Genomic DNA, 24,523 nt, shown 5'->3' with positions numbered 1-24,523 from the left:
TCGTGGCCGGACCCGGATCAGACGCGGTCGAGGCGGGTGATCTCCTCGTCGCCGAGCTTCAGGTCGGCCCCGAGCGCGCTGTCGCGGGCGGTCTCCGGCCGGGAGGAGCCCGGGATGGGCACGACGCCCGGCGACGTGGCCAGCATCCACGCCAGGCACACCCGCTGCGGGCTGACGCCGCGCTCCTGGGCCACGGCCGCGAACGCCGAGTGGTGCGCGCCCAACTCGCCGGCTTCCTTGATGCCGCCCAGCGGGCTCCAGGGCAGGAACGCCACGCCGAGCTCGTCGCACAGGCGCAGCTCGGGCTCGCTGGAGCGGAACCCCGGCGAGAACTGGTTCTGCACCGCGGCCAGGCGGCCGCCGAGGACGTCCTGGGCGGTGCGGATCTCGTCGGGATCCGCGTTGGAGATGCCCGCCATGCGGATCTTGCCTTCATCGAGCAGCTCGGCCAGCGCCCCGAGCGAATCGGCGTAGTCGACGGCCGGGTCGGGCCGGTGGAACTGGTAGAGCCCGATCGCCTCGACCCCGAGCCGGCGCAGCGACTCCTCGCACGCCCGTTTGAGGTACTCGGGCCGGCCGTTCTTGGTCCAGGTGCCGTCGCCGGGGCGCAGGAGCCCGCCCTTGGTGGCCACGAGCACGTCGTCGCCGGAGGCGGCGGGGAGGGCCTCGGCGACGAGCTCCTCGTTGTGGCCGACCTCGCCCGCGTCGCGGTGGTAGGCGTCGGCGGTGTCGATGAGCGTGACGCCCTCGTCCAGCGCCGTGCGGATCGTGCTGATCGCCCGGCTGCGGTCGGGGCGCCCTTCGATCGACAACGGCATGGCGCCGAGCCCGACGGCGCTGACCGTGCGTCCGCCGATACTGCGGTCGTGCATGGTGCGGATCTCCCCAACGTGGCTGTCGGATGGAACGGGTCCCGGGACCGGCCGGATCACCGCCGCCCCGGAGCGCTCCCCAGCTTTACGCCGACACCGCTCCTCTGTCCACGAATCGAGGACGATGGGATCGTTCGATCGCGGTGATCGACCGTGGAGCTGCGCCGACGGGAGTACTTCGTCGCCGTGGCGGGGGAGCGCCGCTGTGCGGGTGTGCCCGATGCGCCGGGCCCGCCGGAAACGATCTGGGGGTTTTCCCCGTTCCACGGCAACTGCGCTGGTAAAAATCTCGCGCTCGGCGCCGCAGGGATGCGGAGGCGGCGACGCGCCGCGGTGGCGTCCGCATCCGCTGCGCCTCCACGCTCGTGCGTGACGGTGGCCGCGCACGCCGGCCGCCGGGCCTTTCGGCGCCCCGGCGGCCGGTGTGTGCGCAGCCGCGGCCGGGTGCGGCCTATCCGCCGATGCCCGACCACAGGGCGTCGTGGCGGTTGGCGGCGGCGTCGCGGCGCGTGATGTAGCCGTCGCGGACGTTGCCGTCGTCGGTCTCCACGACGGAGCGGATGTAGCTGCCCCGCGTGGGGTACAGCTCGGCGAGCTCGTCCTCGCTGTAGGGGACGTGCGTGCCGAACAGCACGCAGAACCCGTCGGTCTCGGTTCCGCCGGCCGGGGTGTTGATTCCGGTGTTCAGCGCCGTTGGCGCCGCGATCTGGGACAACCGGACGCCGCCCAGGGCCAGGCCGTCGTCGCCGCGGGCGAGGCGGCCCCGGTCGGTGCGGGTGAGCCGCGGGGCGGTCGGCGGCGGGGTGCCCGAGCGCGCCCACGCGTCCAGGTGGTCGTAGGAAGCGTTGAGCGCGTGCTCCAGCGGGACGCGGCTGAACGGCGGCTCGGTGCAGTCGACATCGGCCTGCCCGCCCAGGTCGCGCTCTTCGACCTCCGCGCGCGCCTCGCGGCCGGCCCACCCGGAGTGGGCGGCACCGGCGACCTCCCAGAGCCGGAACGTGTCGGAGTCCTCGTGCGGTGCGGGGTTCCAGGCGGCGTCGGTCTCGGAGTTCACCTGGAACACCGGTTCGGGGCGGTCGCCCTGGGGAGCGGTGCCGACCATGAAGCCGTAGCCGTCGAACACCGGCTCGATGTGGGGCAGCACCCGGTCGTAGTAGGCGGTCATGCGTCCCGCGGACTGCGAGGCGCCGATGGCCAGGACGGTGTCGACGCCGACGCCGCCCGTGACGCCGGCCTCGCCGGTGCGGACCGCCTGGGCGGCTTGGGAGAAGACGTCGTAGGAGAGCCGGTCGTCGTCGACCGCGCCGCCGTCGGTGACGTCGAGGCCGCCGTAGCGGGTCGGGCTCCATTCCTTGAGGTGCGATACGCCCACGTCCTGGGCGGACACGCCCACCCAGGTATAGCCCGAGCGCATGATGTGCCCGGCGCTGGGCGCCCACAGCGCGTCGAGGTCGTGGCCGGCCGAGACGTTCTGCCATTCCATCAGCGCGGTGCCGTTGGAGCGCCGTTCCCGTTCGGGGCGGCGCACCACGATGCGGGTGGTGTAGGGGTGCTCGGAAACCGTCTCGCCGTCCTCGTAGACGCCGGCGGTTCCGGAGACGAAGAACTCCTCCTCGACATAGCCGTAGGCGTCCAGATTCTCGGTCGAGGCGAAGTACGGATAGGTGTTTTCGAGGTCGCCGGATTCCGGGTCGCCGGGCGGGGCGCCCGGGACGGGGCCGTCGACCTGCGGTACGGGGACCGGCGACGGTGCGGCCTCGGCGGCCGCGGGGGAGGCCGCCGCCGAAGCGGATACGAGAACGAGGATCAGGCCGAGGGGGTTCGCAGCTCGGAACCGGTTCGGGGATGTTGCACAGCCACGTCGATGCCTTCCGTTCGCTCGTGGGCGGGAACGACCGCCTGTCCGCGGAACGTAGAAAACACCCGGAGGGGATTCAATATTCGAATGCCCGGTCGCGTATCGGTATTTTCACCGGTCCCTGTACCGGTCCCTGACCGTTCCTCCCATCCCCGGGACCCGCTCCGGAACGGCCCGATCCGGCCGCCGGGGCGGGGCCCGGTCCGTGCGCGCTTGCGCACCGCGAACGCGCGGGGCGGGGCACCCCTCCCGCCATCGGCCGCATCGGCGGAGAATGACCCCGAGACGAGGAGTGGGGAGACTACCGTGAATCGGAGCGAAACCGGCGGCCCGCACCGGCGCGGCCGGGTACTGGAGATCATCCTGTGGGCGGTGCAGATCCTGCTCGCCGCCTTCTTCCTGTTCCAGGGCGGAACCAAGCTGCTCGGCGCCGACGACGCCGTGCGGTTGTTCGGCGACATCGGCCTGGGACAGTGGCTGCGCTACGTCACCGGGGTCTGCGAAGTCGCCGGCGCCGTCGGCTTGGTGATCCCGCGGCTGTCCGGGATCGCCGCGCTGGGCCTGCTCGGGGTGATGGCCGGTGCCACCGTCAGCAACCTGGCGACCCCCGGCTACCAGGCGTTCGCGGTGCAGACGGTGCTGCTCGGCGCGGTATTCGCCCTCGTGGCCTGGGCCCGTCGGTCGCAGGTCCGCGCGTTGGCCGCGACGCTGCGGCGCTGACGCCCGGCCGCGGCGGGACACGTCCGGCACACCCTTGCTCCGGGGACACGGTTGCGTTGCACGGGTCGTGTCCGAAGCGCGCACCCGCGAGGATGGCGGCCATGTCGATGCGGAATCGGCCGTGGTGGCGCACTACGGGGTTCGTCGCGGGCGCGCTGGCCCTGGGAGGCGTGCTCGCGCTGCTCGGTGTCTTCCTGCGGACGCACGGGCTGGGAACGACGGCCAACGTCGCGCAACTGGTGGCCGTGGCGCTGAGCGTCCCGTCCCTGGCCGCGGGGCTGGTGTCGTGGTGGCGCCGCCCCGATACCGCGGTGGCGCCGACCGCTGCCGAGACCGGCGAGGCCACCCTGGCGCTGGCGGGCCTGGTGGAGCGGCAGTGGAGAGACGAGTCCCTGCTGCGTTCGCTGCACGACCCGGCCCCGATGCCGGTGCGGTGGCGGCTCACCTCAAGCGCCGACCTGATGGACCGCCCCGACTACGCCCTGCCCGCCGGCATCGCGGGGTTCGCGGGCTCCAGCGACGACGCCGCCCGCCTGGCCGAACGGTTCCTCGCCCTGCCCAGGCGGCGCCTGGTGGTGCTCGGCGGCCCCGGCACCGGAAAGACGACACTGGCGGTGCAGCTGCTGCTGGAGCTGCTGGCCTCGCGCGCACCGGAGGACCCGGTGCCGGTACTGGTGCCGGCGGCCGGCTGGAACACCCGCGAACAGCCCGACCTGCACACGTGGTTGGCCGCCCGGGTGGATCAGGACTACCCCGCCCTGCGTGCCCTGGGACCCCGTACGGCCGACCGGCTCGTCAGGAACGGGGGTGTGCTGCCCGTGCTCGACGGGTTGGACGAAGTCCACGGCCACGAACGCACACGCGTGATCACCGCGCTCAACCGCTCCCTCGGCACCACGCCCCTCATCCTGACCAGCCGGAAAGCCGAATTCGCCGAGGCGGTGGCCGGCGCCGACGACGTCGTCGCCGCTGCCCCGGCCATCGTGCCCGAACGGATCGCCGGCGCCGACGCCGCCGGCTATTTGGAGAAGTCCCTGCGCACGGCGTCCCGGCGGCAGCAGTGGCAGCCGGTCCTGAACCGGCTGCGCACCCCCGCGCCGCAGCGCGGCGAAGAGCCGCTGCGCGAGATCACCGCATCCCCCCTGGGCCTGTGGCTGCTGCGGGCCGTCTACGTCGACGCACACGCCGATCCCGCGCCGCTGCTCGACACCGCGCGCTTCCCCGCCGCAGCGGACCTGCGGGGCCACCTGCTCGACGGGGTCATCCCGGCGATGGCCGCCGCGCGCCTCCCCGGCGCCGACCCCGACGGATCAGCCCCGACCTCCCTGCCGCGCCGCGAACACGACCCGTCGCGGATCCGCGCCTGGCTGAGCTTTCTCGCCGGCATCCTCGACCGCGGTTCCGGCGGCGACGCCTCCGGCGGACGCGACTTCGCCTGGTGGCACCTGGCGCGCCGGACGCTGCCCCGCGACCTGCCGCTGCGCATCCGCCTGGCCGTCGCCGCGGCCCTGACTCTGGTCGTGGGGGCCGCAGGGTTCGCCGTCGGGGCGACCGTGTTCGGGATCTGGGGCGCGACGGCGTTCGGGCCGGCCGGGGCGTTCGGCGGCGGGGTCGTGGGCGGCGGCCTGCTCGCCGCTGCGGGCGTGGGTCTGAACCTCCTGGGCTGGCACGAATTCGCGCAGTGGTCGCAGGAGCCGCCCGGATACGCCGATCTCCGGCTGTCCGGGCGCCGGCGCTCCCTCGTCCGCCACATCGGGCGCAGCGGGTTCCGGGCGGGTGTCGCGTCCTTCGGAGCCTCCGCGCTCGTCGTCGGGTTCGCGGCATGGGGCGGCGAGGGGAACGGAGCCGGCATCGGGTTCGGGATCGCGGTCGCCGCCGCGGCGGCGACCGTCGGCGCTCCGGCGGCGGGTGTCGCCGACGGGTTCATCGCATGGGCCGAAACCCCGGCGCTGCCGGGGCGGGTGTACACACCGGTGGCCAGCTTCCGGGCCGATCGCAAGCTCAACGCGGTTCGCGGTATCCCGGGCGGGTGCGCCCTGGGCCTGGGGATCGGGCTGATCGTGGCGACCGCCGTCGAGCCGGTCCTGGCGGCGGCTGTGGGGGCCGCGTCGGCGTACCTGTTCTGGCTGCGGTTCACATTCGTCTACGGCCGCCACCACGCATGGCCGGCCTACCTGGTGGCCTCCCGGTACCTGGCGTGGAAGGGTCTCCTGCCGCGCCGTCTGATGCCCTTCCTGGACGACGCCCACCGCCTGGGGCTGCTGCGCGCCGTCGGCCCGACCTACCAGTTCCGCCACGCCGAACTGCAGGATCACCTCGCCGGCCGCTCCGGCCGGTGACCCGGCGCGGCGGCCGGCTCCGTCGGGCGCCGGGGTTCCTCGGCCGCCTCGACGCGGCCGCCCGCGTGCCGGGCTATCGCCCGCGCCCCGGCGGTGCCCCGACGCGCCGGTCGCTCAGCCGCGGGCGGTCGGCTCCGCGGCGTCGTCGGCGTCGGAGCGCAGTCCCGCGCCCTCGATGTCGACGTGGGGCAGGAAGCGCTCCAGCGGCCGCGGCAGCCACCAGGCCGCCGTGCCGGACAGCGCCATCACCGCCGGCACCAGCGTCATCCGCACCAGGAACGCGTCCACCAGGACCCCGACCGCCAGGGCGAAGGCGACCGGCTGGATGGTGGTGTTGTCGCTGACGACGAACGACGCGAACACGGCGGTCATGATGACGGCTGCGCAGACCACCACCCGCGCGCTGGCGCGGAACCCGCTGACGACCGCGTGGCGCGCGTCTCCGCCGTGGACGTAGTCCTCGCGCATCCGGCTGACGAGGAAGACCTCGTAGTCCATGGCCAGGCCGAACAGCGTGCCTACGAGCAGGATCGGCAGGAACGACAGCAGCGTCTCGGTGGGGGTGACGCTTAGCAGGCCGCTGCCGTAGCCCCACTGGAACACCGCGACGGTGGCGCCCAGTGCCGCGCCCATGCTCAGCACGAAGCCCAGGGCGGCCTTGACCGGCACCAGCACGGACCTGAACACCAGCATCAACAGGACCAGGGCCAGGCCCACCACGACCGCGAGGAACAGCGGCATCGCCGCGGCGATCCGCTCGGAGGTGTCGATGCTGGTGGCGGTCGCGCCGGTGACCGAGATCTCTGCGCCGGTGTCGGACTCCCAGCCCGATCGGGCGTCGCGGATGTCGTGCAGCAGGTCCTCGGTCTCCTCGGCCGCCGGGCCGTGCTCGGGCACCACCACGATCATCGCGGTGTCTTCGGCGTCGTTGAAGACCGGTGCCTGCACCCGGTCGACCTCGCCGAAGGACGCCAGGTCGTCGTGGACCCGTTCGGCGTCGCCGGTGTCGTCGGAGACCACGGTCACCAGCAGTGAGGCGTTGAATCCCGCGCCGAATTTCTCGGCGACGATGTCGAAGGCCCGGTGCTGGGTGCTGTCGGGGGCGCTCGCCTCGTCGGTGGGCAGCCCCAGCCGCATGCTCTGCAGCGGCAGCAGGGCAAGCCCGAGGACGACGAGTACGGCGACCCCGTACAGCAGCGGATGCCGGGTGACGGTTGCAGCCCAGCGCGAGCCCAGTGTCGACTCGGCGGTCAGGGCCCGTTCCGCGCGCGAACCCGCGACGGGCAGCCGGCCCGAACGCACCCGCTCGCCCAGCAGCCCCAGGACCGCCGGCAGCAGGGTGACGGCCACCAGCACGGAGAACGCGACGGTCACCGCCGCGGCGACGCCCATGACCGTCAGGAAGGGGATCTGCGCGATGGCGAGCCCCAGCAGGGCGATCACGACGGTCACACCGGCGAAGACGACGGCGCTTCCGGCCGTGCCGATGGCGCGGCCCGCCGACTCCCGCGGATCCATGCCCTCCAGCAGTTGCTGGCGGTGCCGGGCGAGTACGAACAGGCTGTAGTCGATGCCCACGGCCAGGCCGAGCATCAGCGCCAGCAGCGGCGCCGTGCTGGTCAGTTCCAGTACCTGCGACAGCGCGTAGACCAGGGCCATGCCCGCCCCCGCACCGGCCAGGGCCATGACGATCGGGATTCCGGCCGCCACCACGGCGCCGAAGTTCACCAGCAGGATCGCCAGGGCGACCAGCAGGCCGACGCTCTCGCCGCCGTGGATGCCCGATACCTGGGCGATGGAGATCGACTGGCCGCTGAACTCGGCGTCGAGTCCGGCCTGTTCGGCCTCGGCGCCGCTGTCCAGCAGGGCGTCCACGGTCGCGGGCGGGACGCTGCCGTCGGGCCGGGCGAACTGGACCTGCAGCAGCGCCGTGGTCCGGTCGTCGGCGAAGAGGGGGATCCGCTCCATCAGGTCGTCGTCGATCCGGTCGGCGGCCGCGTCGGGAATGTCGCCTTCGGCGAGGCGGCGGTCGACCTCGTCTTCGACTCGGGAGCGTGCTTGCTCTTCGTCGAAGCCGGGCGCCTGGGCGCGGGCCTGTTCGCGCGCCTGCCGCTCGGCCTGCTCCAGCGCTTCCGCGCGGCCGGGGGTCCCCTCGGGGTACTGCTCGTCCACCGATCCGCGGGCCTGCTCGGCCGCGTCGTCGGCGGCCTGGTCGACCTGGGACTCGTATTCGTCGCGCGCCTGCTCCATGCCCGCCTCGACCATGGAGGAGCGGAGGTCGTCGCCGTTCAGGGCTTTGTCGTATCCGCGGTCGTACAGCGCGAAGGGGTCGGTGACCGATGCGACGCCGTCGATGCCCCGGATCCGTTCCGCGGTGTCCTGGACGGCCTCCTGGTACCGGTCGGCGGTGACGTCGTCGCCGCCGGGGGCGTGCAGGACCACGGTGGCGCGTCCGCCGCTGCGCTCGGGGAAGCGTTCCTGGAGCATGTCCACGGTGTCCTGCGACTCGGTCCCGGGGATCGAGAAGGAGTCGTCGACCGGGACGCGGAACGCGGCTGCTGCCCCGGACAGCGCGGCCAGCAGCACGATCCAGGCGAGGATCACCGGCCAGCGGTGCCGGAAGGAGAACTTTCCCAGGCGGTACAGGAGCGTTGCCATGGTGTGTCCCTGCGGATCGGCGGCTCTGCGGCGGTGCCAGACGATGTGATCCTCACTGAGGATTTCATCAGTTTTGATGTCTGGTTCAGTTATGGCCTAAGGGTGGCTCGCAAAGGGGGTGCCACAGGCCAGTATGTGCTCTCTCACCTCGAAAAACCCGCTTAGCGACGGCGCGCCGCCGAGCCGGACGCCGGCTCCGGCGCAGCGCCTGCGAGCGGTCGACCGACGAAGGCGGGCGCGACGAACGGCGCCCCGGTGTGCCCCGGCGCGCATCGGCGCCGAGGCGTCAGGAGGCGACCGCCGGGACCGGGGGCGGGTCGGGCAGCGGAGCGCGGGCCAGCGCCCCGGCTTCGGAGCGGTCCATGCCGAACATGGCCAGCAGGTGCGCGGCGGGTTCGTCGCAGGCGCTCTCGTCCAGCCGCTCCGCGTCCTCCAGCTGCAGGTGGATCAGCGCGATCAGCGACCCGCCGGTGATCGCCAGGGCGAGCTCGGGGTCGACGACGGTGAACCGCCCCGCCTCCACGCCGCGGCGGATGTCGGTCAGCGCCCGCGGGGCCGGTCCGCGGTCCGTGGAAAGGTGGGCCATGCCGTTGCGCACCAGGACGCGGGCGAGTTCGGGATGCGTGCCGCCCAGCCGGGCGGTGGTGCGCACCGCCAGCGAGAACACCTCGGCCGGGTCGTCGATGCCGCGGGTCCACGCATCGAGCAGCCGGCCGTGCTCGGCCAGCACGTCCTCCACGGCCGCGGCCATGAGTGCCTGCTTGTCTTCGGAGCGGTTGTAGAAGGACCCCAGCCCGACGTCGGCCTCGTCGGTGATCTCCTGCACGCTGAAACCGGTGTCGCCCTTGCGCGCCAAGAGCGCGCGTCCGGCGTCGACGAGGGCCTGCCGGGTGCGGGCTTTGCGGCGCTGCACGCGAGGCGGTCTCGCGGACGGGCGGTCCCCGCCTTCCGGTACGGCCTGCTCTCCCCCGCCCCTGCATCCAGGATAGGAGTTCCAGGACTGACGCGGCGTTCGTCGGTGCGTGGTTCGGCGGCCCCGGATTCGGGCGTCGGCGGGCGCATCCTAGCCTGTGTGCGGTGCACCGGGGCGGCCGGCGGGAGTTCGGCGCCGCCGGGAACCGGGCCGATGCCGGCCGAGCGGACCCGATCGGATTCGAGGAGCAGCGTGAACATCAGTCCCCGTGCCACAGCGGTCGTCTTCCGTGCGGTGGCGATCGCCGAGGCCGTGACCTGGATCGGGCTCCTGGCCGGCATGTACGTGAAGTACCTGGGCAGCGGCAGCGAAGCGGGCGTGGAGTTCTTCGGGCCCGTACACGGCGGAGCCTTCGTCCTCTACGTGGCGGCCACGCTCGCGGCCGCCCTGCACCTGCGCTGGAACCTGTGGGCGGTCCTGCTCGCCCTGGCGGCGTCCGTGCCGCCTTTCGGCACTCTGGCCGCCGACCGGTGGCTGCACCGCACCGGGCGCCTGCCGGGCCGGCGGCAGGCGCAGGACCGGTCGCCCCGCCCCGCGGCGTGACGGGGAGCCCTCCAGGCCCCGCCCCGCCGGTGCTGCGGCGGCGCATGCGGCCGGCGGTGCTCTCCGGCGGACCCGCGGTCGGCCCCGTGCCGGCGAGCCGCCGCGCTGCGGGCACGGCTCGCCGTGCGGGGCCCGAGCTCCGTCCCGGATACGTCACCGCGCATCCGGGAGCGTGCCGTAGCTGTTGCGGTAGGTCTTGCCCGGCTTGGGCCGAGTGAATTTGAGGCCGGCCCAGAGCTCGTCCACCCGCAGGCAGACGCTTTCCACGAGCCCGAACCCGTAACCGATGCGGATCACCGATTTCATGTTGAGGTCGGTGCCGAGCTTGCCCCCTTTGGGCCAGGACACCCACAGCATGCCGTCGTGGCGCAGGTGATCCCGCAGGACGGGAAACGTGTGCGCCATGGCGTCCTGCGTCGTGGCGAACAGGTGCAGATAGTCGAACTCCCCGTCCAGCTCCTGCTCGACGCGCAGTTCGGGAAGGGCCATACCCGCCAGGGTCGCGGGCGGTGCGTCGACGAAGTGGGCCCGGGAACCGGCGCGTACCCGCATCTTCCGGGCCGCGGCCGTGCTCGGCGTTTCGCTCATGGGGACAGCGTAGGGATCGGCGACGACACCGCGGCGGACCGCCCGTCCGCCGCCGCCCCGGCGGACGGTGCGCTGCCCGGCTCGGGGCGAGCCGCCGGTGCGCATCCTGCCGGGACGCGGCGGAGGAGCGTCGGGGACCTGCCCCGCCGCCTTCACGGCGGGGAGGTCAGGGCCGGACGGCCGAGTGGAAGTTGCTCCGGTAGTGGCCCGCGAGCGAGACCTCCATCACGGGTTTGCTCGGCTTCGACCCGTGCACCATCTTGTTTCCGCCCACGTACATGCCCACGTGGCTGGGACCGCTGTAGAAGAAGATCAGGTCGCCGGGCTGCAGGGCGTCCCAGGACACCGAGGTGCCGGCGTTGACCTGGTCGTAGGTGGTGCGCGGCAGGCTCACACCGGCCTGGGACCAGGCGGCCTGGACCAGGCTGGAGCAGTCCCACACGTCGGGGCCGTTGGCGCCGAGGCTGTAGGCGTCGCCGATCTGGGCGTAGACGAAGTCGACGGCGGCGCCCGCGCTGCCCGAGGCGCCGCTGTTGTTGACGGCGTTGCCGGTGCCGTTGCCGATGCCGACGGATTCCTGCTGCTCGGCCGTGAGGTCGTCGAGCAGGTCCTGCTGCTCGTCGAGTTTCTCTTCGGCTTCGTCCTTGGCCTGCTCGGCCTCGTCCAGCTTGCCCTGTGCCTCCTCCTCGGTGTCGGCGGCTTCGGCCGTGAGCTCGCCGAGCTTGTCCTGCTGCTCGGTGAACTCTTCGAGGGTCTGGGTCTGGTTCTCCGAGAGGTAGCCCAGGTCGGCCGCCTGCGCCAAGGAGTCGGAGGGTCCGCCGGAGCTCAGCAGGTAGGCGGGGGAGCCGTAGTCGGCGTCGGTGTAGGCCGCGGTGGCCAGGCCGCGGACGTCCTCCTGCATGCTGTCGATCTCGTCCTGGGTGTCCTGCTTGTCCTCCTGCAGGTCCTCAAGCTTCTCTTGGGCGGCGTCGTGGTCTTCCTTGGCCTGGTTGTACTTGTCGGCGAGTTCCGCGTGCTCTTCTTCGAGCTTGCCGATCTTGTCGCGCACCTCGTCGATCGTCGGTTCGGCGACCGCTGCACCGGTGGACAGGAGCAGAGCGCCTGCGGCGACGAAGCCGACGGTCGCGAGATGGCGGCGGAACGAGCCGCGGTCTCGGCGTTCGTCCGGAATGGTGGCACACCTTTCTGCCGGAGGGCCGCCTACCGGAAGGCCGCCGGTCCGGGGGCCGCGGCGGGCCGCGCGGAACGCGGCGGCGCCGCCTGGTGGCGCCCGGGGCCGCGCGAGCGGCGTGCGAGGGGACACGGCCGCGGGGCTTCCGGTCTCCGCCTGCCGAACGGTGGGCACGTCCAGGGAGGAGTGCGGCGGAGCCGGCCGCTGCCGCCCGTGTGGCGGCACGTACAGACGACCGGGCTACGGCGAGCCTAGTGCATTTCGAACACCGGACTCAACCGGTTCATTGTGAATTCTGCCTGTTTGTGCATATTTGAGGGTTTTCGCAATTGCCTCTGCGCTACTCGGCGCGACGTCCCGCTTTTCCCGCCTCCGTTGGAAACCGGTATGCGCGACAGGCGCGGGCGGCGTCACCTGCTCCTGGGCCCGGCGGGGGTGTGGGCGTCCCCGCCGAAGCGGGGCCGGCCGTAGCGGCGGTCCCAGATCGCCGCTACCAGTCCGGTTGCCAACGGACCCGCCCACCACAACTGGTACCAGAAGACCGAATCGAGCTGGCTCCAGGCGGTGGTGCCCAGCGCGGTCCCGGCCAGCAGCCCCAGGTAGAACAGGTGCGCCCCCGTCGGGATGCGCACGGGCATACGGGGCTCGCGGTTGAGGGGCTCGGCCGCCAGCAGCAGCCCGCCCAGAACCAGGACCGCCAGGAATACGCGGTGGGCCACCGGGTCCGGTACGTCGGCGTTCCAGTGCCAGGCCGCCAGCGCGACGGCGGTTCCGGCGGCGGCTGCGGCCCCGACTGCGCCGCCGCCCGTGGGCGGCTGGACCGGAGCGGGGGATGCTCGAGAATCCATTCACGGGGTCTTCCCCGCGGCGGCGGGGTTCATGACGGGGGACGGGCGGTCTGGGCGAACGTGGAGTAGGCGCGGGTGGGCGGGACCAGCAGCAGGGTGAGGATCACCGGCGCCGGCGCCAGGTACGCCGGAACCGCCGCCGCGTCGGGCACGAGCACGGCGCCGGACACGCCGACACCGCCAGGGCCCTCCCCCCAGGGAGCCCCCGCATGCGGAGACGGATCCCGGCACCCCTGCTGATCGCACTGAGCGCGCTGGCGCCGGCGGGTGCCGCACCGGCCGCTGCGGCACCCGCGGAACGGTCCCAACCGCTGAGCCGGACCGTCCTGTACCACGACGCGGGCCGGGCCGCGGAGTACACTTCGGCCGTCTCCGAGGCCGTGGACGTGTGGAACACCAGCGTCGGCGACGTCCGCCTGGAGCCGGCCCCCGCCGGACGGCACGCCGAGATCGCATCGTCGCCGACGACGGCCGGCCCCGCGCCCGCCTGGGGCCGGTGCGCCCGAGCGGGCGCGTCACCGCGTGGATGGGGCGTGCGGGCACCGCCGAAGGCTACGACGCGGTGCGCATCGCCGCGCACGGGCTCGGCCACAGCCTGGGCCTGCCCGACGCCAAGCCCGGCCCGTGCTCGTCGCTGATGTCGGGCTCCGCCGGAGGTGTGAACTGCACCGACCCCTACCCCGACGCCTCCGAGCGCTCGCGGGTCGAGGCCGACTACGGCGCCGGCCCGACCGGCGGGCGTCCCAGCGACGGGCAGCTCCTCGTCGACCGCGCCTGAACAGTCGCACCGGCTCGAGGCTCGTGTGCGGGAGTGACCTGGGATTACGTTGTTCACCTGGGAGGACTCCGGGGGGGGCGGGGCGCCAGATCATGGAGGCATATAAATAATTAATTAGTATTTTTCGTTGACGTAACGTACGGCACAGTGGCAGGCTCTCTGTTAGTCAAACTGGCGTTTGCCCAGGTGAGGCGGATGCCTGTCAGCTCAGGGAGGTCCCCCATGTCTCGATGGCCGCTGCGTTCCCGCAGCCGCGCGCTCGCCGCGTTCACCGCGGTGTTGTGCGCGGTGTCGCTCGCCGGGTGTGCCGGAGGAAGGCTCGGCGAGAACGGCCGTGTCGGCGTCGTCTACATGGACGCCCAGGGCTTCTACGCCGGTGTCCGCGACGGGATGCGCGACCACTCGCAGAGTTCCGGGGACGGGCTCCAGCTCCTGGAGCTCAACGCCCAGGGCGACGCGTCGGAGGAGAGCTCCTTCGTCGACGTCGCCTCCTCGGCCGACGTCGACGCCCTCGTGCTCTCCCCGGTCTCGGCGACCGCCTCCATCCCGGCGGTGCGGCTGGCCCACGAGAGCGGCGTCCCCGTCGTCTGCTACAACACCTGCATCGAGGACGAGGCGGCCCGGAAGTACGTCACGTCCTACATCCTGGGCGACCCGCACGAGTTCGGCCACCTGCTCGGCGACGCCGCCGCCGACCATTTCGAGAGCGAGGGCGTCACCGATCCGAAGATCGCCGTCCTCAACTGCGAGTTCGTCGAGGTGTGCGTGAATCGCCGCGAGGGGTTCGAGAACGCGCTGTTCGACCGCTTGCCCGACGCCGAGATCGTCGCCAACCAGCAGGGGTCCACCATCGACGAGGCGGTCAGGGTCGGTGAGCGTGTTTTGACGGCGCACCCCGACCTGGACGCCTTCTACGGCGAAGCGGGCGGGGCCACCATGGGCGCTGTGCGCACGGTGAAGACCAGCGGCCGCACCGGCGACGTCGTCGTCTTCGGCAGCGACATGTCCACCGACGCCGCTCGCGCCCTCGACGACCACACCATCCTCAAGGCCGACGTCGACATCTCCGGCCTCGCGGTGGGCCGCATGGCCGGCGAGACGGTCGAGGACATCCTCGCGGGCGAGGGATCCGGAGAGTTCATCACCGACGCGCCCATCGACCTCTACACCACCCCCGAGGACGGCGCCCGGTGGCTGGAGGAGCATCCGGACGGCATTCCCTAGCCGGCCGCTCGCCCCCGGCCCTCCCGCCGCCCCACGAGTGGAGCACCCATGACCGATGAAACCCCGTCCCCCGCATCCGCCGGCGCCGTGGCCACCGCGCGCGCCGTGACCAAGTCCTACCCCGGCGTGCGCGCCCTGCACGGCGCCGACTTCGAAGTCCGCGCCGGAGAAGTCCGTGCGCTGCTGGGACGCAACGGCGCCGGCAAGTCCACCCTCATCCGGCTGCTCTGCGGGGTCGAGACACCCGATGACGGCACCGTCGAGATCGGCGGTGAACCCCTCGCCGCAGGCGGGGTCCGCCGTGCCACCGAACTCGGGGTCGGCACCGTCCACCAGGAGCTCAGCCTGGTTCCGCAGATGTCGGCGGCGGAGAACCTCTATCTCGGGGCGTGGCCGGGCACGGCGCGCGGAATCGACCACGCCGCGATGAGAGCCGGTGCACGCGAGGCGTTCGCAGACCTCGGCGTGACGATCGACCCGGACACCCCGATCGGCGAGCTCCCCCTCGCCCAGCAGCAGCTCGTGGAGATCGCGCGGGCACTGCGCTCCCGCCCTCGGCTGCTCATCCTCGACGAGCCCACCAGCGCTCTCGCGGCCGGGGAGACCGACATCGTCCTGGCCGCCGTCACCCGGGTGGCCGAGCGGGGCGTGGGCGTCGTCTACGTCAGCCACCGCCTCGACGAGATCCGTCGCGTCTCCGACACCGTCACCGTCATGCGCGACGGCGCCGTCGTGGAGACCGCCCCGGTCCGCGGAGCCACCACCGCCCACATCGTGTCGCTGATGCTGGGCCATGAGCAGGACCGGGCGGTGCAGCGCACCGACAACGCCGTCGACCGGTCGGGTACTCCGCTGCTGTCGGTGCGCGACCTGTCCGTGCCGCCCAAGGTGGAAAGCGTCTCATTCGAGCTGTACCCGGGCGAGGTCCTCGGGTTGGCCGGCCTCATGGGAGCGGGGCGGACCGAGGTACTGCGGGCGCTGGCCGGGTTCACCCCGGCCGACGGCGCCGTCGCGATCGCGGGGACGCCCGTGGCACGGCGCACCCCCGGGGCGATGAAGAACCTGGGCGTGGGGATCACCCCCGAGGATCGCAAGAGCGAGGGCGTCGTCCCGCTCTTGGGGGTCTCGGAGAACATGGTGATGAGCTGGTTCGGCGGCGCCTCGCGCGCGGGGACCGTGCTGCCCTCACGGGTCTCGGCCCTGGGCCGCGACCTCGTCGACCGCTTCTCCATCAAGACCGCCCGCTCCGACACCCCCATCGTCAATCTCAGCGGCGGCAATCAGCAGAAGGCCGTCATCGGCCGATGGCTCCACGCCCAGAGCCGGATCCTGCTCCTCGACGAGCCCACGCGAGGCGTGGACGTGGAGGCCAAAGCCCAGATCTACCGGATCGTGCGGGACCTGGCCGACGGAGGAGCCGCGGTCGTCTTCGTCTCCAGCGAACTGGAGGAACTGCCCCTGGTCTGCGACCGCGTGCTCTCGTTGCGCGCGGGCCGGATCGACGGGGAGTTCACCGGCGACGACATCACCCTGGACACCATCATGGCCGCCGCGATGGCGGTTTGAGGCGAGGTAGCAATGACCACGACCACGCACGCCCACGCCGGCCCGGCCCCCGCCCGGCGCGGCTTCGTCGGCCGCTACGGCCGCAGACTCAACGAGATCGGCCTGCTCGCCGCCATCGTGCTCCTCTACATCGTGCTCGGGGCGGCGGCGAGCGGCTTCCTGAGCCTGGACAACCAGCTCGGGGTGCTGCGCAACGCCGCGACCATCGGTATCGCCGCCTGGGGCGTGACCCTGGTGATCGTCTCCGGTGACATCGATATCAGCATCGGCCCTGCCGTGGCCTTCGCCTCGGTCCTGGTCGCCAAGGGCGCCACGGAGTGGAACCTCGGCGTCGCGGGGGCCGTCGTCCTCACCCTCGTGCTGGGATTCGGCTGGGGAGCCCTGGCAGGATGGCTCCGCGCCAGGTTCAACGTCCCCTCGTTCATCACCACCCTCGGACTGTGGAGCGTTCTGGGCGGACTCGCGCTGTACATGACCGACGCGCTGCCCGTCCCGCTGCCCCAGAGCCCCGTCTTCGACTTCCTCGGCGGCTCGTTCCTGGGTATCCCGACCTCCGCGCTGGTCATGCTCGTCCTCTTCGCCGTGTTCGCCTATCTGGCCCGCTACACCGCCTACGGGCGCTCGGTCTACGCCATCGGCGGGAACGCCGCCGCCGCCCGCCTGGCCGGACTGAACGTCACACGGGTGCGGGTGCTGCTGTTCGCCACGACCGGCCTGCTCGCCGCCATCACCGGTGTCCTGCTCGCCGCCCGGCTGGGATCGGGCAACGGCGGAGCCGCCGCCGGGCTGGAGTTCGACGTCATCGCCGCTGTGGTCATCGGCGGCACCGCCCTTGCCGGCGGCCGCGGCTCCCTGCTGGGGACCTTCCTGGGGGTGGTCTTCATCAGCGTCATCGCCAACGGCCTCGTGCTGCTCGGCGTCAACCCCTTCTTCCAGGACGTCGTCCGCGGGTTCATCATCGTCGCCGCCGTTCTGGTGAACGTCGTGATCAACCGGCGCACGACCGGCGACCGCATCGCTTGAGGCGCAGGCACCGACGAACGAGAGGAAGCGCGTGAACACGACCACAATCGAGCCGCCGCCCGCCACCATGCGCGGCGTCCGGCTGCCGGGCGACTCCACCGCGGCCGTCGACATCCTGCCGGTGCCCGAGCCCGGCCCCGGACAGGTCCTGCTGCGTGTAGGCGCGTCGGGGATCTGCGGCAGCGACATCGGGTTCATCTACCACGAGCACAAGACGCATCGGGGCGTCGACGGCCCTGCCTACAGGGGAGTCGTCGCCGGGCACGAGCCGTCCGGAACCGTCGTGCAGGCGGGGCCGGGATGCCGCCGCTTCGGCGCCGGCGACCGCGTGATCGTCTACCACATCGCCGGATGCGGGCTGTGCGACAACTGCCGGCGCGGCTACATGATCAGCTGCACCGGCGACGCCAGAGCCGCCTACGGCTGGCAGCGCGACGGCGGCCACGCCCAGTACCTGCTGGCCGAGGAGTCGACGTGCGTCCCGCTTCCGGAGGAGTTGTCCTTCGTCGACGGCGCCCTCATCGCCTGCGGATTCGGCACCGCCTACGAAGGGCTGCGCCGCATCGGCGTCAACGGGGACGGCGCCCTGCTCGTCGTCGGCTTGGGGCCGGTGGGCCTGGCGGCCGGCATGGTCGGGCGCGGTATGGGCGCCTCCCGCATCGTCGGGATCGAACCCTCCCGGCGGCGCCGGGAATGGGCGGCGGCCCTCGGTGTCTTCGACGCCTGCGCCTCCCCGGAGGAAGCGGCCGATGCGGTCGGCGCCGCGACCGCGGGCCGCGGCGCCGCCACCGTGATCGACTGCTCCGGCTCCCGGCCCGGGCGCTCCCTGGCGCTGGAACACGCCGCCGAATGGGGGCGCGTGTCGCTGGTGGGGGAAGGCGGAGTCCTGGAGACGGAGGTCTCCGACACTCTTCTGCACAAGCAGTTGACGCTGTACGCGTCCTGGGTGACCTCGCTGCCCGCTATGGCCGAACTCGCCGGGAACCTGGTGCGCTGGGGACTCTCTCCGGAACGGGTCGTCTCCGACCGGTTCGATCTCGCCGAGGCCGACGCGGCGTACCGCCTCGCCGCTGCCGAAAGCCGCGGGAAGGTCGTCTTGACCAGCGGGGAGGGGCGGTGAGCGCCCCGGTGCGCAGCACGCGTGAAGGCGCCGGCCCCCACGAGCGGATCGCCCTCGACAACGGCGTGCTGCGTCTGACCGCGGCTCCCGGCCTGGGCGGGCGCGTTCTGTCGCTGCGCACGGCGGGCGGCGCGGAGTTCCTCTACCGCAACCCGCGCCTGCTGGACGAGGACTTGCAGGTCCGGGAAGGCGTGCGCCTGGGCCCCACCGAAGGGCCGATGAGCGCCTGGAACAACGTCGGCGGCGACAAGACCTGGCCGGCGCCGCAGGGCTGGGACGGCCCCGGCGAGTGGGCCGGGCCGCCCGACCCCGTGCTCGATTCGGGCGCCTACGCCGCCCGGACCGAAACGACCGCCGACGGGTCGGCGGTACTCACCATGACCAGCGGAGACGACCCGCGTACCGGGCTGCGGCTGAGCCGCCGGGTGACGATGGCGCCCGAGGCGTCCGGCTACAGGCTGGACCTCGGCGCGGTCAACACCTCCGGCACACCGCGCACCTGGGCGTTGTGGAACGTCACCCAGCTCGACGGGGGCGGTGGGCCGCCGGACGGATCCGGCGGGGTGTACGTGGGCGTGCGGGGAGGCGACGCTCCGCCCGCGGTGCCCCTGGTGACCGGCGACGCCGATCCGCGCGTGGTCGACCACGCTCCCGGGGTGGTGCGGGTGCCCGCCCAGGATGTGGTCGGCAAAGTCGGGTTCCCCACCGCCGCGGGGTGGATCAGCCATGTCGGGCCCGCGGGGACGCTCACGCAGACCTTCGCCGCGGTCGAGGGCCGCTATCCCGACCACGGATCGCGCGCCGAAGTGTGGCTGGAGTACCCGCTGGAGCGTCCGCTGGAGCACCTGGGCGGACTGCGCCCGGTCGACCGCGTCGTCGAGTGCGAGGTCCTGGGGCCGCTCACCGAGCTGGCTCCGGGCGACGCCGCGTCGCTGACGGTCGACGTCGCACTCGCCGCGCACGCATAGGACACGCAGGAGAGACATGACAGACGCGAGACACGAGGGCAGCACCGCGGTGGTCACCGGCGCGGCCCGGGGCATCGGGGAGGCCGTCGCCCGCCGGCTGGCGGCCCAGGGCGCCGGGGTCGTCCTGACCGACCTGTCCCCGGAGGTGGAGCAGTCGGCGGCGCGGATCCGCGCCGCCGGCGGACGCGCGGTCGCGGTGCGGGCCGACGCCGCCGACGAGGCGGACTGGCAGGACGTCGTCCGCACCGCCCGCTCCGCGTTCGGGCCGGTGGGAATCCTGGTCGCCAACGCCTACACGGTGGAGCTCGCGCCCGCTCACGCGACCTCGCCGGCCTCCTGGGAGCGCCAGCTTTCGGTCAACCTCACCGGTACGTTCCTGGGGGTGCGGGCGTGCTTGGAGGATCTGATCGGCCGGCGCGGCTCGGTCGTGCTGGTCTCCTCGGTGCACGCCTGGTTCGGATTGCCGGGCCGCCCCGCCTACGCCGCGACGAAGGGCGGACTCACCTCGCTGGCCCGGCAGTTGGCCGTGGAGTACGGGCCGGAGGTGCGCGTCAACTGCGTACTGCCCGGCCCCATCCTGACCGCGGCCTGGGGGGACGTGGGGGAGGAGGACCGCCGTGACAGCGTCGCCCAGACCGCCGCGCGGCGCTTCGGCGACCCCGACGAGGTCGCTTCCGTAGCGTCGTTCCTCGCTTCCACCGAGGCGTCCTACGTCACCGGGGTGAGCCTGCCGGTCGACGGAGGGTGGAGTATCTGCAAGGAATCGTCGTGAGGCACGGGAGAGGACGGACGTAATGGCTGCCTACTCGGAACGGGGAGTCCACGGTCAGACCGTGCAGCTGCTGGGCGAACGCGTGCTTTCCGGGCGCATCGCCGAGGGGGAGACGATCGACCTCGCCGTGCTCAGCAGCGAACTCGACCTGAGTCTCACCGCCATCCGGGAGGCGATCCGGGTTCTGGCCGCAAAGGGCCTGGTCGGATCGCGCCAGCGCAAGGGCACCTTCGTACGCCCCAGAGCCGACTGGAACCTGCTGGACCCCGACGTCGTCAAGTGGCAGGTCGCCGCAGGGGCGGGCGACATGTTCTTCCGCGACCTGGCCGAGCTGCGCGGCGCGCTGGAGCCGACCGCGGCCCGGCTGGCGGCCGAGCGGCGCACCGCGCGCGACATCGAGGAGCTGCGCGCCGCGGTGCAGGCGATGGCCGACACCCACGAGTCGTCCCCGGAGGAAGCCGCCGCCAGCGACCTGCGGTGGCACCGCGCGCTGCTGGTGGCCACCGGAAACGAGCTCTACACCCGCACCGACATATTCCTCGCCGCCGGCCTGATCGAGCGGGACCGCCTGGTGCACGCCGGATCCCACAAGGACCCGGTTCCCAGCCACACCTCGGTCACCGAGGCCATCGCGGCCGGGGATCCGGCTGCGGCAGAGAGCGCCATGCGCTCGCTGCTGGACCAGGCGGACGAGGACCTGTTCCGCGCGACCGAGGACGGCGCGTACGACGACGGATCGGAGAGACCCGCATGAGGATCACCCGTATCGAGACGTTCCTTGTCGCTCCGCGGTGGCTGCTGTGCCGCGTGGAGACCGACGAGGGCCTCGTCGGGTGGGGCGAGCCCGTGGTGGAAGGCCGCGCCGAGACGGTGCGCGCCGCCGTCCACGAACTCTCCGACCTGCTGATCGGCGAGGACCCCGCGCCGATCGAACACCACTGGCAGCGCCTTACCAAGGCCGCGTTCTACCGGGGCGGGCCGGTGCTCTCCAGCGCGGTGGCCGGACTCGACCACGCCCTGTGGGACATCGCCGGCAAGCGGCTGGGAGTACCCGTGCACCGGCTCCTGGGCGGGCCGGTCCGCGACCGGGTGCGCGTCTACGGCTGGGTCGGCGGGGACGACCCGGACCGCCTGCGCGACGCGGTCGCCGCCCGGGTGGAATCCGGGCTGACGGCGGTGAAGATGAACGCCGCCGGGGTCGTGAGCCGCTCGCCCACCGTCCGCGAGATCGACGGCGTCGTGGAGCGCCTGTCCCAAGTCCGCGAGATCCTGGGCGACGACCGCGACGTGGCGGTGGATTTCCACGGCAGGTTCACCACCGCCGCCGCCCGCCGCGTCCTGCCGCTGCTGGAACCCCTCCGGCCCATGTTCGCGGAGGAACCGGTGCTGCCCGAGTTCGGACACCTGCTCGGCGACGTGGTCCGCTGCAGCCCGGTACCCGTCGCCACGGGCGAACGCCTGTACTCCCGCAGCGACTTCCTGCCCGCCCTGCAGGCCGGCATCGCTGTGGCCCAGCCCGACCTCGCACATGCCGGAGGCGTTTCGGAAGTCCGCAGGATCGCCGCCCTTGCCGAGACCTACGACGCGCTGATCGCCCCGCACTGCCCGCTCGGCCCCGTCGCACTGGCGGCGAGCCTGCAAGTCGCCTTCGCCACCCCGAACTTCCTCATCCAGGAGCAGAGCATCGGGATCCACTACAACCGCGACGCCGAACTGCTCGACTACGTCGTGGACACCGGTGTCTTCGGGTTCGCCGACGGACACATGCACCGTACCGGCGCTGCGGGATTGGGTGTGCAGGTCGACGAAAAGGCCGTGCGGGCGGCCGATCGCGCGGGCCACCGGTGGCGGCCACCGGTGTGGACCCACGACGACGGATCGTTCGCCGAATGGTAGGGGGGACCGTGGACACGCCGGCCCGGCCGTGGACCCGGGAGCGCTTTCAACTGGGGGAAGGCCTGCGCTGGACCGAGTCCGGCCTGCTGGGGGTCGACATCCTCAGCGGCCGGCTCTTCGTCCTGGACACCGAGGCACCGGGGCGACCCGTACACACGGTGCTCCGGCTCGACCACCCCCTGGGCGCGGTGGCCCCGGTCCGCGGGGCGGCGGGGACGTTCGTCGCCGCCATGGGCACCGGGGTGGCGACGGTGGCTGCGGGCGCAGACGGCGCTGCCCGGGTGACGTGGCTGGCACGGCCCGAGGAGGGCGCGCCCGCGGCGATGCGCATGAACGACGGTTGCTGCGACCCCGCGGGGCGCTTCTGGGCCGGGTCGATGGCCTACGACGAGACCGTCGGCGCCGGTGCGCTGTACCGGGTGGACCGGGACCGGACGGTGCACCGCGTGCTGGAGGGCTACACCGTGCCCAACGGGCCCGCTTTCTCCCCGGACGGGCGGCTGATGTACATCGCCGACAGCGCCGACGGCCGTATCGACGTGTTCCCGGTGCGCCGCGGCGGCGAGCTCGGTGCCGGCAGGGTGTTCGCCCGCCTGACCGAAGGCGGCCCCGACGGCATGCAGGTCGACGGGGCCGGACACCTGTGGGCGGCGGTATGGGGGGCCGGGCGGGTGCACCGCTACGCACCCGAGGGGGAACTGGAGCGGGCGGTGTCCGTTCCGGCGGCGCAGCCCACGAGCGTCTGCGTCGTCGGAAACGCGCGGCCTCACCTGTTCGTCACCTCCGCCGCGATCGGCCTGGACCCGGCCGACGAGTACGACGGGGCGGTGTTCCGCCTGGCCGTCGACGTGCCCGCGCCGCCCGCCGCGGTCTTCGGAGGTGCCTCATGACCCGCCCCGTCGTGTGCGTAGGCGAAACCATGGCGCTGCTGGTCCCGGCCGGAGCTCTCCCGCTGGAGACGGCGCCGCACATGTCGGTGACGGCGGCCGGGGCCGAGTCCAACGTCGCCTGCACCCTCGCCGGGCTCGGGCACGCGGCGGCCTGGGTGAGCGCGGTGGGCGGGGACCCGTTCGGCCGGGTGGTCACGCGCACCGTGGCCGAGCGCGGTGTGGACGTGTCGGGAGTGCGCACCGACCCCGACCGGCCCACCGGGCTGTTCGCCAAGGATCCCGCGCCCACGGGGACGACCGTGCACTACTACCGCTCCGGATCGGCGGCGTCGGCCCTGGGCCCCGACATCGCCGACGCGCTCCCGATACGTGAAGCGGCGACGGTGCACCTGTCCGGGGTCACACCGGCACTGTCGCCGACCTGCGACGCCCTGGCGGAACGGCTGCTCACCGACCGCCGCCTGACTGTGAGTTTCGACGTGAACCACCGCGCCCGCCTGTGGGAGCCGGGGCGGGCGGCCGTGCGCCTGCTCGAACTGGCGCGCCTCGCCGACGTGGTCCTGGTCGGCAGGGACGAAGCCGAGGAGCTCTGGGGAACCGCCACCGCGTCCGAGGTGCGCGCTTTGCTGCCGGACGTCGGGTGCCTGGTGGTCAAGGACGCCGAGCACGGCGCGACCGAGTTCCGCGGCCACCGGCGGGCACACGTACCGTCCCCGGCTGTGGAGGTGGTCGAACCGGTCGGTGCCGGGGACGCTTTCGCGGCGGGTTACCTGGCGGGCGGGCTTCGCGGGCTGGATGCGGTGGGACGCCTGCGCCTGGGGCACCTGTGCGCCGGCCGGGTCCTGCGGACGGTGGGCGATCTGGCCGCCCCGCCGCGGGCGGGGCAGTGGGACGGTGTGCTGGAGGCTCCGCACGAGCGATGGGTCGAACAGGCGTCGGCGCTGCCGGCGGCGGCATGCGAGGGAGAGGAAGGAACGTGGGGGACGGACGGGAAGGTATGAGCGGCCGCGGGCTGGACGGGCTTTTCGGCGGCGGGCGGGTCATGGCCATTCTGCGGGGACTGCCCGCGGCGGACACCGTCGCCATGGCAGTCCGGGCCTGGGACCTGGGAATCCTCGTTGTGGAGGTGCCTGCCCGCGATCGGCAGGGGGTGCAGGCGCTGCAGGCGACCGTGCGTGCGGGTGCGGAGCGGGGGGTGCCCGTCGGCGCGGGCACCGTCGTCGACGCCGACCAGGTGCGCGAGGTGGCGGCCTGCGGTGCCGCTTTCACAGTGGCGCCCGGCTTCGATCCGGCGGTCATGGCCGCGTCGGAGGAGGCGGCGATGCCGCACCTTCCGGGTGTGGCCACGCCGACCGACGTGCAGGGGGTCGTGCGGGCGGGGGGACGCTGGGTGAAGGCGTTCCCGGCGTCGGTGCTGGGGCCCGAGTGGATCAGCGCGCTGCACGGCCCCTTCCCCGATGTCCGCGTGGTGGCCACCGGGGGCGTCGACGGCCGCAACGCGGGGAGATTCCTGGGCGCGGGAGCGAGCATGGTCGCGGTCGGATCGGCGCTCGGCGACCCCGCCCAGATTCCGCTCCTGTCCGAGCTGTGACGGTCGGGGCCGGTTGTGGGGCCTGTGCGGCATGTCGGGACTGCGCATACGTGCGGTCCCGGCAATGAACGCAAGCTTCACCGAATCCACCCGCACGGCACCGACGTGCACGGGGACCCCGGGAC

The 24,523-nt window shown here is 73.0% G+C and carries 22 protein-coding genes and 1 pseudogene; 15 read left to right on the top strand and 8 right to left on the bottom strand.

Annotation, left to right across the window (positions count from 1 at the left end):
- Positions 1-17 precede the first annotated feature (17 nt).
- Both HNR25_RS03720 and HNR25_RS03715 read right to left on the bottom strand, forming a co-directional pair.
- Positions 18-872, bottom strand: coding sequence for an aldo/keto reductase (locus HNR25_RS03720; RefSeq protein ID WP_184633327.1), 855 nt, complete (start codon positions 870-872; stop codon positions 18-20).
- A 451-nt stretch (positions 873-1,323) separates the two neighbouring features.
- Positions 1,324-2,679, bottom strand: a complete 1,356-nt coding sequence (locus HNR25_RS03715; RefSeq protein ID WP_312862707.1) for an alpha/beta hydrolase domain-containing protein — start codon at positions 2,677-2,679, stop codon at positions 1,324-1,326.
- Between the two features lie 357 nt (positions 2,680-3,036).
- On the opposite strand from HNR25_RS03715, the gene HNR25_RS03710 reads away from it, so the two are divergent.
- Both HNR25_RS03710 and HNR25_RS03705 read left to right on the top strand, forming a co-directional pair.
- Positions 3,037-3,450 (top strand): DoxX family protein, encoded by a 414-nt coding sequence (locus tag HNR25_RS03710; protein WP_184633326.1) that lies wholly within the window; start codon positions 3,037-3,039, stop codon positions 3,448-3,450.
- 101 nt (positions 3,451-3,551) lie between these two features.
- Positions 3,552-5,789 carry an NACHT domain-containing protein gene (locus HNR25_RS03705; RefSeq protein ID WP_184633325.1) on the top strand — a complete coding sequence of 746 codons (2,238 nt, stop codon included), beginning with the start codon at positions 3,552-3,554 and terminating at the stop codon, positions 5,787-5,789.
- Between the two features lie 114 nt (positions 5,790-5,903).
- On the opposite strand, the gene HNR25_RS03700 is transcribed toward HNR25_RS03705, so the two are convergent.
- Positions 5,904-8,447 (bottom strand): MMPL family transporter, encoded by a 2,544-nt coding sequence (locus HNR25_RS03700; protein ID WP_184633324.1) that lies wholly within the window; start codon positions 8,445-8,447, stop codon positions 5,904-5,906.
- Positions 8,448-8,733: 286 nt separating this feature from the next.
- On the bottom strand, positions 8,734-9,360 hold the full coding sequence (locus tag HNR25_RS03695) for a TetR/AcrR family transcriptional regulator (RefSeq protein WP_184633323.1): 627 nt from the start codon (positions 9,358-9,360) through the stop codon (positions 8,734-8,736).
- 252 nt (positions 9,361-9,612) lie between these two features.
- On the opposite strand from HNR25_RS03695, the gene HNR25_RS03690 reads away from it, so the two are divergent.
- Positions 9,613-9,963 (top strand): DUF3817 domain-containing protein, encoded by a 351-nt coding sequence (locus tag HNR25_RS03690; RefSeq protein WP_184633322.1) that lies wholly within the window; start codon positions 9,613-9,615, stop codon positions 9,961-9,963.
- Positions 9,964-10,116: 153 nt separating this feature from the next.
- Here the strand turns inward: HNR25_RS03690 and HNR25_RS03685 are convergent, their stop codons facing one another.
- From HNR25_RS03685 to HNR25_RS03670, 4 genes are all read right to left on the bottom strand, one after another.
- Entirely contained in the window at positions 10,117-10,551 is a 435-nt protein-coding gene (locus HNR25_RS03685; RefSeq protein WP_184633321.1) for a hypothetical protein, read from the bottom strand.
- Between the two features lie 166 nt (positions 10,552-10,717).
- Positions 10,718-11,599 carry a C40 family peptidase gene (locus HNR25_RS03680; protein WP_312862340.1) on the bottom strand — a complete coding sequence of 294 codons (882 nt, stop codon included), beginning with the start codon at positions 11,597-11,599 and terminating at the stop codon, positions 10,718-10,720.
- A 533-nt stretch (positions 11,600-12,132) separates the two neighbouring features.
- A complete protein-coding gene (locus tag HNR25_RS03675) occupies positions 12,133-12,570 on the bottom strand; it encodes a hypothetical protein (protein WP_184633320.1) in 438 nt (145 codons plus the stop codon).
- Between the two features lie 29 nt (positions 12,571-12,599).
- Positions 12,600-12,740 (bottom strand): hypothetical protein, encoded by a 141-nt coding sequence (locus HNR25_RS03670; RefSeq protein WP_184633319.1) that lies wholly within the window; start codon positions 12,738-12,740, stop codon positions 12,600-12,602.
- A 39-nt stretch (positions 12,741-12,779) separates the two neighbouring features.
- Here HNR25_RS03670 and HNR25_RS03665 point away from each other — a divergent pair.
- The 12 genes and pseudogenes from HNR25_RS03665 to HNR25_RS03610 all read left to right on the top strand — a co-directional run bounded on the left by HNR25_RS03665 (position 12,780) and on the right by HNR25_RS03610 (position 24,398).
- Positions 12,780-13,348, top strand: a pseudogene (locus tag HNR25_RS03665) (snapalysin family zinc-dependent metalloprotease).
- A gap of 222 nt (positions 13,349-13,570) precedes the next feature.
- Positions 13,571-14,572: a substrate-binding domain-containing protein gene (locus HNR25_RS03660; RefSeq protein ID WP_184633318.1), complete on the top strand. Its 1,002-nt coding sequence runs from the start codon at positions 13,571-13,573 to the stop codon at positions 14,570-14,572.
- 48 nt (positions 14,573-14,620) lie between these two features.
- Complete coding sequence (locus HNR25_RS03655; protein ID WP_184633317.1) at positions 14,621-16,138, top strand: sugar ABC transporter ATP-binding protein; 1,518 nt, start codon at positions 14,621-14,623, stop codon at positions 16,136-16,138.
- Positions 16,139-16,150: 12 nt separating this feature from the next.
- Positions 16,151-17,161 carry an ABC transporter permease gene (locus HNR25_RS03650; RefSeq protein WP_184633316.1) on the top strand — a complete coding sequence of 337 codons (1,011 nt, stop codon included), beginning with the start codon at positions 16,151-16,153 and terminating at the stop codon, positions 17,159-17,161.
- 31 nt (positions 17,162-17,192) lie between these two features.
- Positions 17,193-18,281 (top strand): zinc-dependent alcohol dehydrogenase family protein, encoded by a 1,089-nt coding sequence (locus HNR25_RS03645; protein ID WP_312862339.1) that lies wholly within the window; start codon positions 17,193-17,195, stop codon positions 18,279-18,281.
- Entirely contained in the window at positions 18,278-19,249 is a 972-nt protein-coding gene (locus tag HNR25_RS03640; protein ID WP_184633315.1) for a DUF4380 domain-containing protein, read from the top strand. Before HNR25_RS03645 ends, HNR25_RS03640 begins: the two co-directional genes overlap by 4 nt.
- Positions 19,250-19,265: 16 nt before the next feature.
- Positions 19,266-20,021: an SDR family NAD(P)-dependent oxidoreductase gene (locus tag HNR25_RS03635; protein WP_184633314.1), complete on the top strand. Its 756-nt coding sequence runs from the start codon at positions 19,266-19,268 to the stop codon at positions 20,019-20,021.
- A gap of 22 nt (positions 20,022-20,043) precedes the next feature.
- A complete protein-coding gene (locus HNR25_RS03630) occupies positions 20,044-20,775 on the top strand; it encodes a FadR/GntR family transcriptional regulator (protein WP_184633313.1) in 732 nt (243 codons plus the stop codon).
- Positions 20,772-21,917, top strand: coding sequence for a galactonate dehydratase (dgoD, locus tag HNR25_RS03625; protein ID WP_184633312.1), 1,146 nt, complete (start codon positions 20,772-20,774; stop codon positions 21,915-21,917). Before HNR25_RS03630 ends, dgoD begins: the two co-directional genes overlap by 4 nt.
- Entirely contained in the window at positions 21,911-22,807 is an 897-nt protein-coding gene (locus tag HNR25_RS03620; protein ID WP_184633311.1) for an SMP-30/gluconolactonase/LRE family protein, read from the top strand. Before dgoD ends, HNR25_RS03620 begins: the two co-directional genes overlap by 7 nt.
- Positions 22,804-23,808, top strand: a complete 1,005-nt coding sequence (locus HNR25_RS03615; protein ID WP_184633310.1) for a sugar kinase — start codon at positions 22,804-22,806, stop codon at positions 23,806-23,808. Before HNR25_RS03620 ends, HNR25_RS03615 begins: the two co-directional genes overlap by 4 nt.
- Positions 23,805-24,398 (top strand): bifunctional 4-hydroxy-2-oxoglutarate aldolase/2-dehydro-3-deoxy-phosphogluconate aldolase, encoded by a 594-nt coding sequence (locus HNR25_RS03610; RefSeq protein WP_184633309.1) that lies wholly within the window; start codon positions 23,805-23,807, stop codon positions 24,396-24,398. Before HNR25_RS03615 ends, HNR25_RS03610 begins: the two co-directional genes overlap by 4 nt.
- Positions 24,399-24,523: the final 125 nt, after the last annotated feature.

It is taken from the genome of Streptomonospora salina, from assembly GCF_014204715.1.
GTDB classification, from domain to species: Bacteria; Actinomycetota; Actinomycetes; order Streptosporangiales; family Streptosporangiaceae; genus Streptomonospora; species Streptomonospora salina.
The sequence above is the reverse complement of the archived record's forward strand: the minus strand, read 5'-3'. Positions and strand labels throughout refer to the sequence as shown.

Bases quoted from the DNA above. Each gene is read 5' to 3' on its own strand.
- HNR25_RS03720 (WP_184633327.1), bottom strand. From the start codon at position 872: ATGCACGACCGCAGTATCGGCGGACGCACGGTCAGCGCCGTCGGGCTC.
- HNR25_RS03705 (WP_184633325.1), top strand. From the start codon at position 3,552: ATGTCGATGCGGAATCGGCCGTGGTGGCGCACTACGGGGTTCGTCGCG.
- HNR25_RS03700 (WP_184633324.1), bottom strand. From the start codon at position 8,447: ATGGCAACGCTCCTGTACCGCCTGGGAAAGTTCTCCTTCCGGCACCGC.
- HNR25_RS03685 (WP_184633321.1), bottom strand. From the start codon at position 10,551: ATGAGCGAAACGCCGAGCACGGCCGCGGCCCGGAAGATGCGGGTACGC.
- HNR25_RS03675 (WP_184633320.1), bottom strand. From the start codon at position 12,570: ATGGATTCTCGAGCATCCCCCGCTCCGGTCCAGCCGCCCACGGGCGGC.
- HNR25_RS03660 (WP_184633318.1), top strand. From the start codon at position 13,571: ATGTCTCGATGGCCGCTGCGTTCCCGCAGCCGCGCGCTCGCCGCGTTC.
- HNR25_RS03655 (WP_184633317.1), top strand. From the start codon at position 14,621: ATGACCGATGAAACCCCGTCCCCCGCATCCGCCGGCGCCGTGGCCACC.
- HNR25_RS03650 (WP_184633316.1), top strand. From the start codon at position 16,151: ATGACCACGACCACGCACGCCCACGCCGGCCCGGCCCCCGCCCGGCGC.
- HNR25_RS03635 (WP_184633314.1), top strand. From the start codon at position 19,266: ATGACAGACGCGAGACACGAGGGCAGCACCGCGGTGGTCACCGGCGCG.
- HNR25_RS03630 (WP_184633313.1), top strand. From the start codon at position 20,044: ATGGCTGCCTACTCGGAACGGGGAGTCCACGGTCAGACCGTGCAGCTG.
- dgoD (WP_184633312.1), top strand. From the start codon at position 20,772: ATGAGGATCACCCGTATCGAGACGTTCCTTGTCGCTCCGCGGTGGCTG.
- HNR25_RS03620 (WP_184633311.1), top strand. From the start codon at position 21,911: ATGGTAGGGGGGACCGTGGACACGCCGGCCCGGCCGTGGACCCGGGAG.
- HNR25_RS03615 (WP_184633310.1), top strand. From the start codon at position 22,804: ATGACCCGCCCCGTCGTGTGCGTAGGCGAAACCATGGCGCTGCTGGTC.
- HNR25_RS03610 (WP_184633309.1), top strand. From the start codon at position 23,805: ATGAGCGGCCGCGGGCTGGACGGGCTTTTCGGCGGCGGGCGGGTCATG.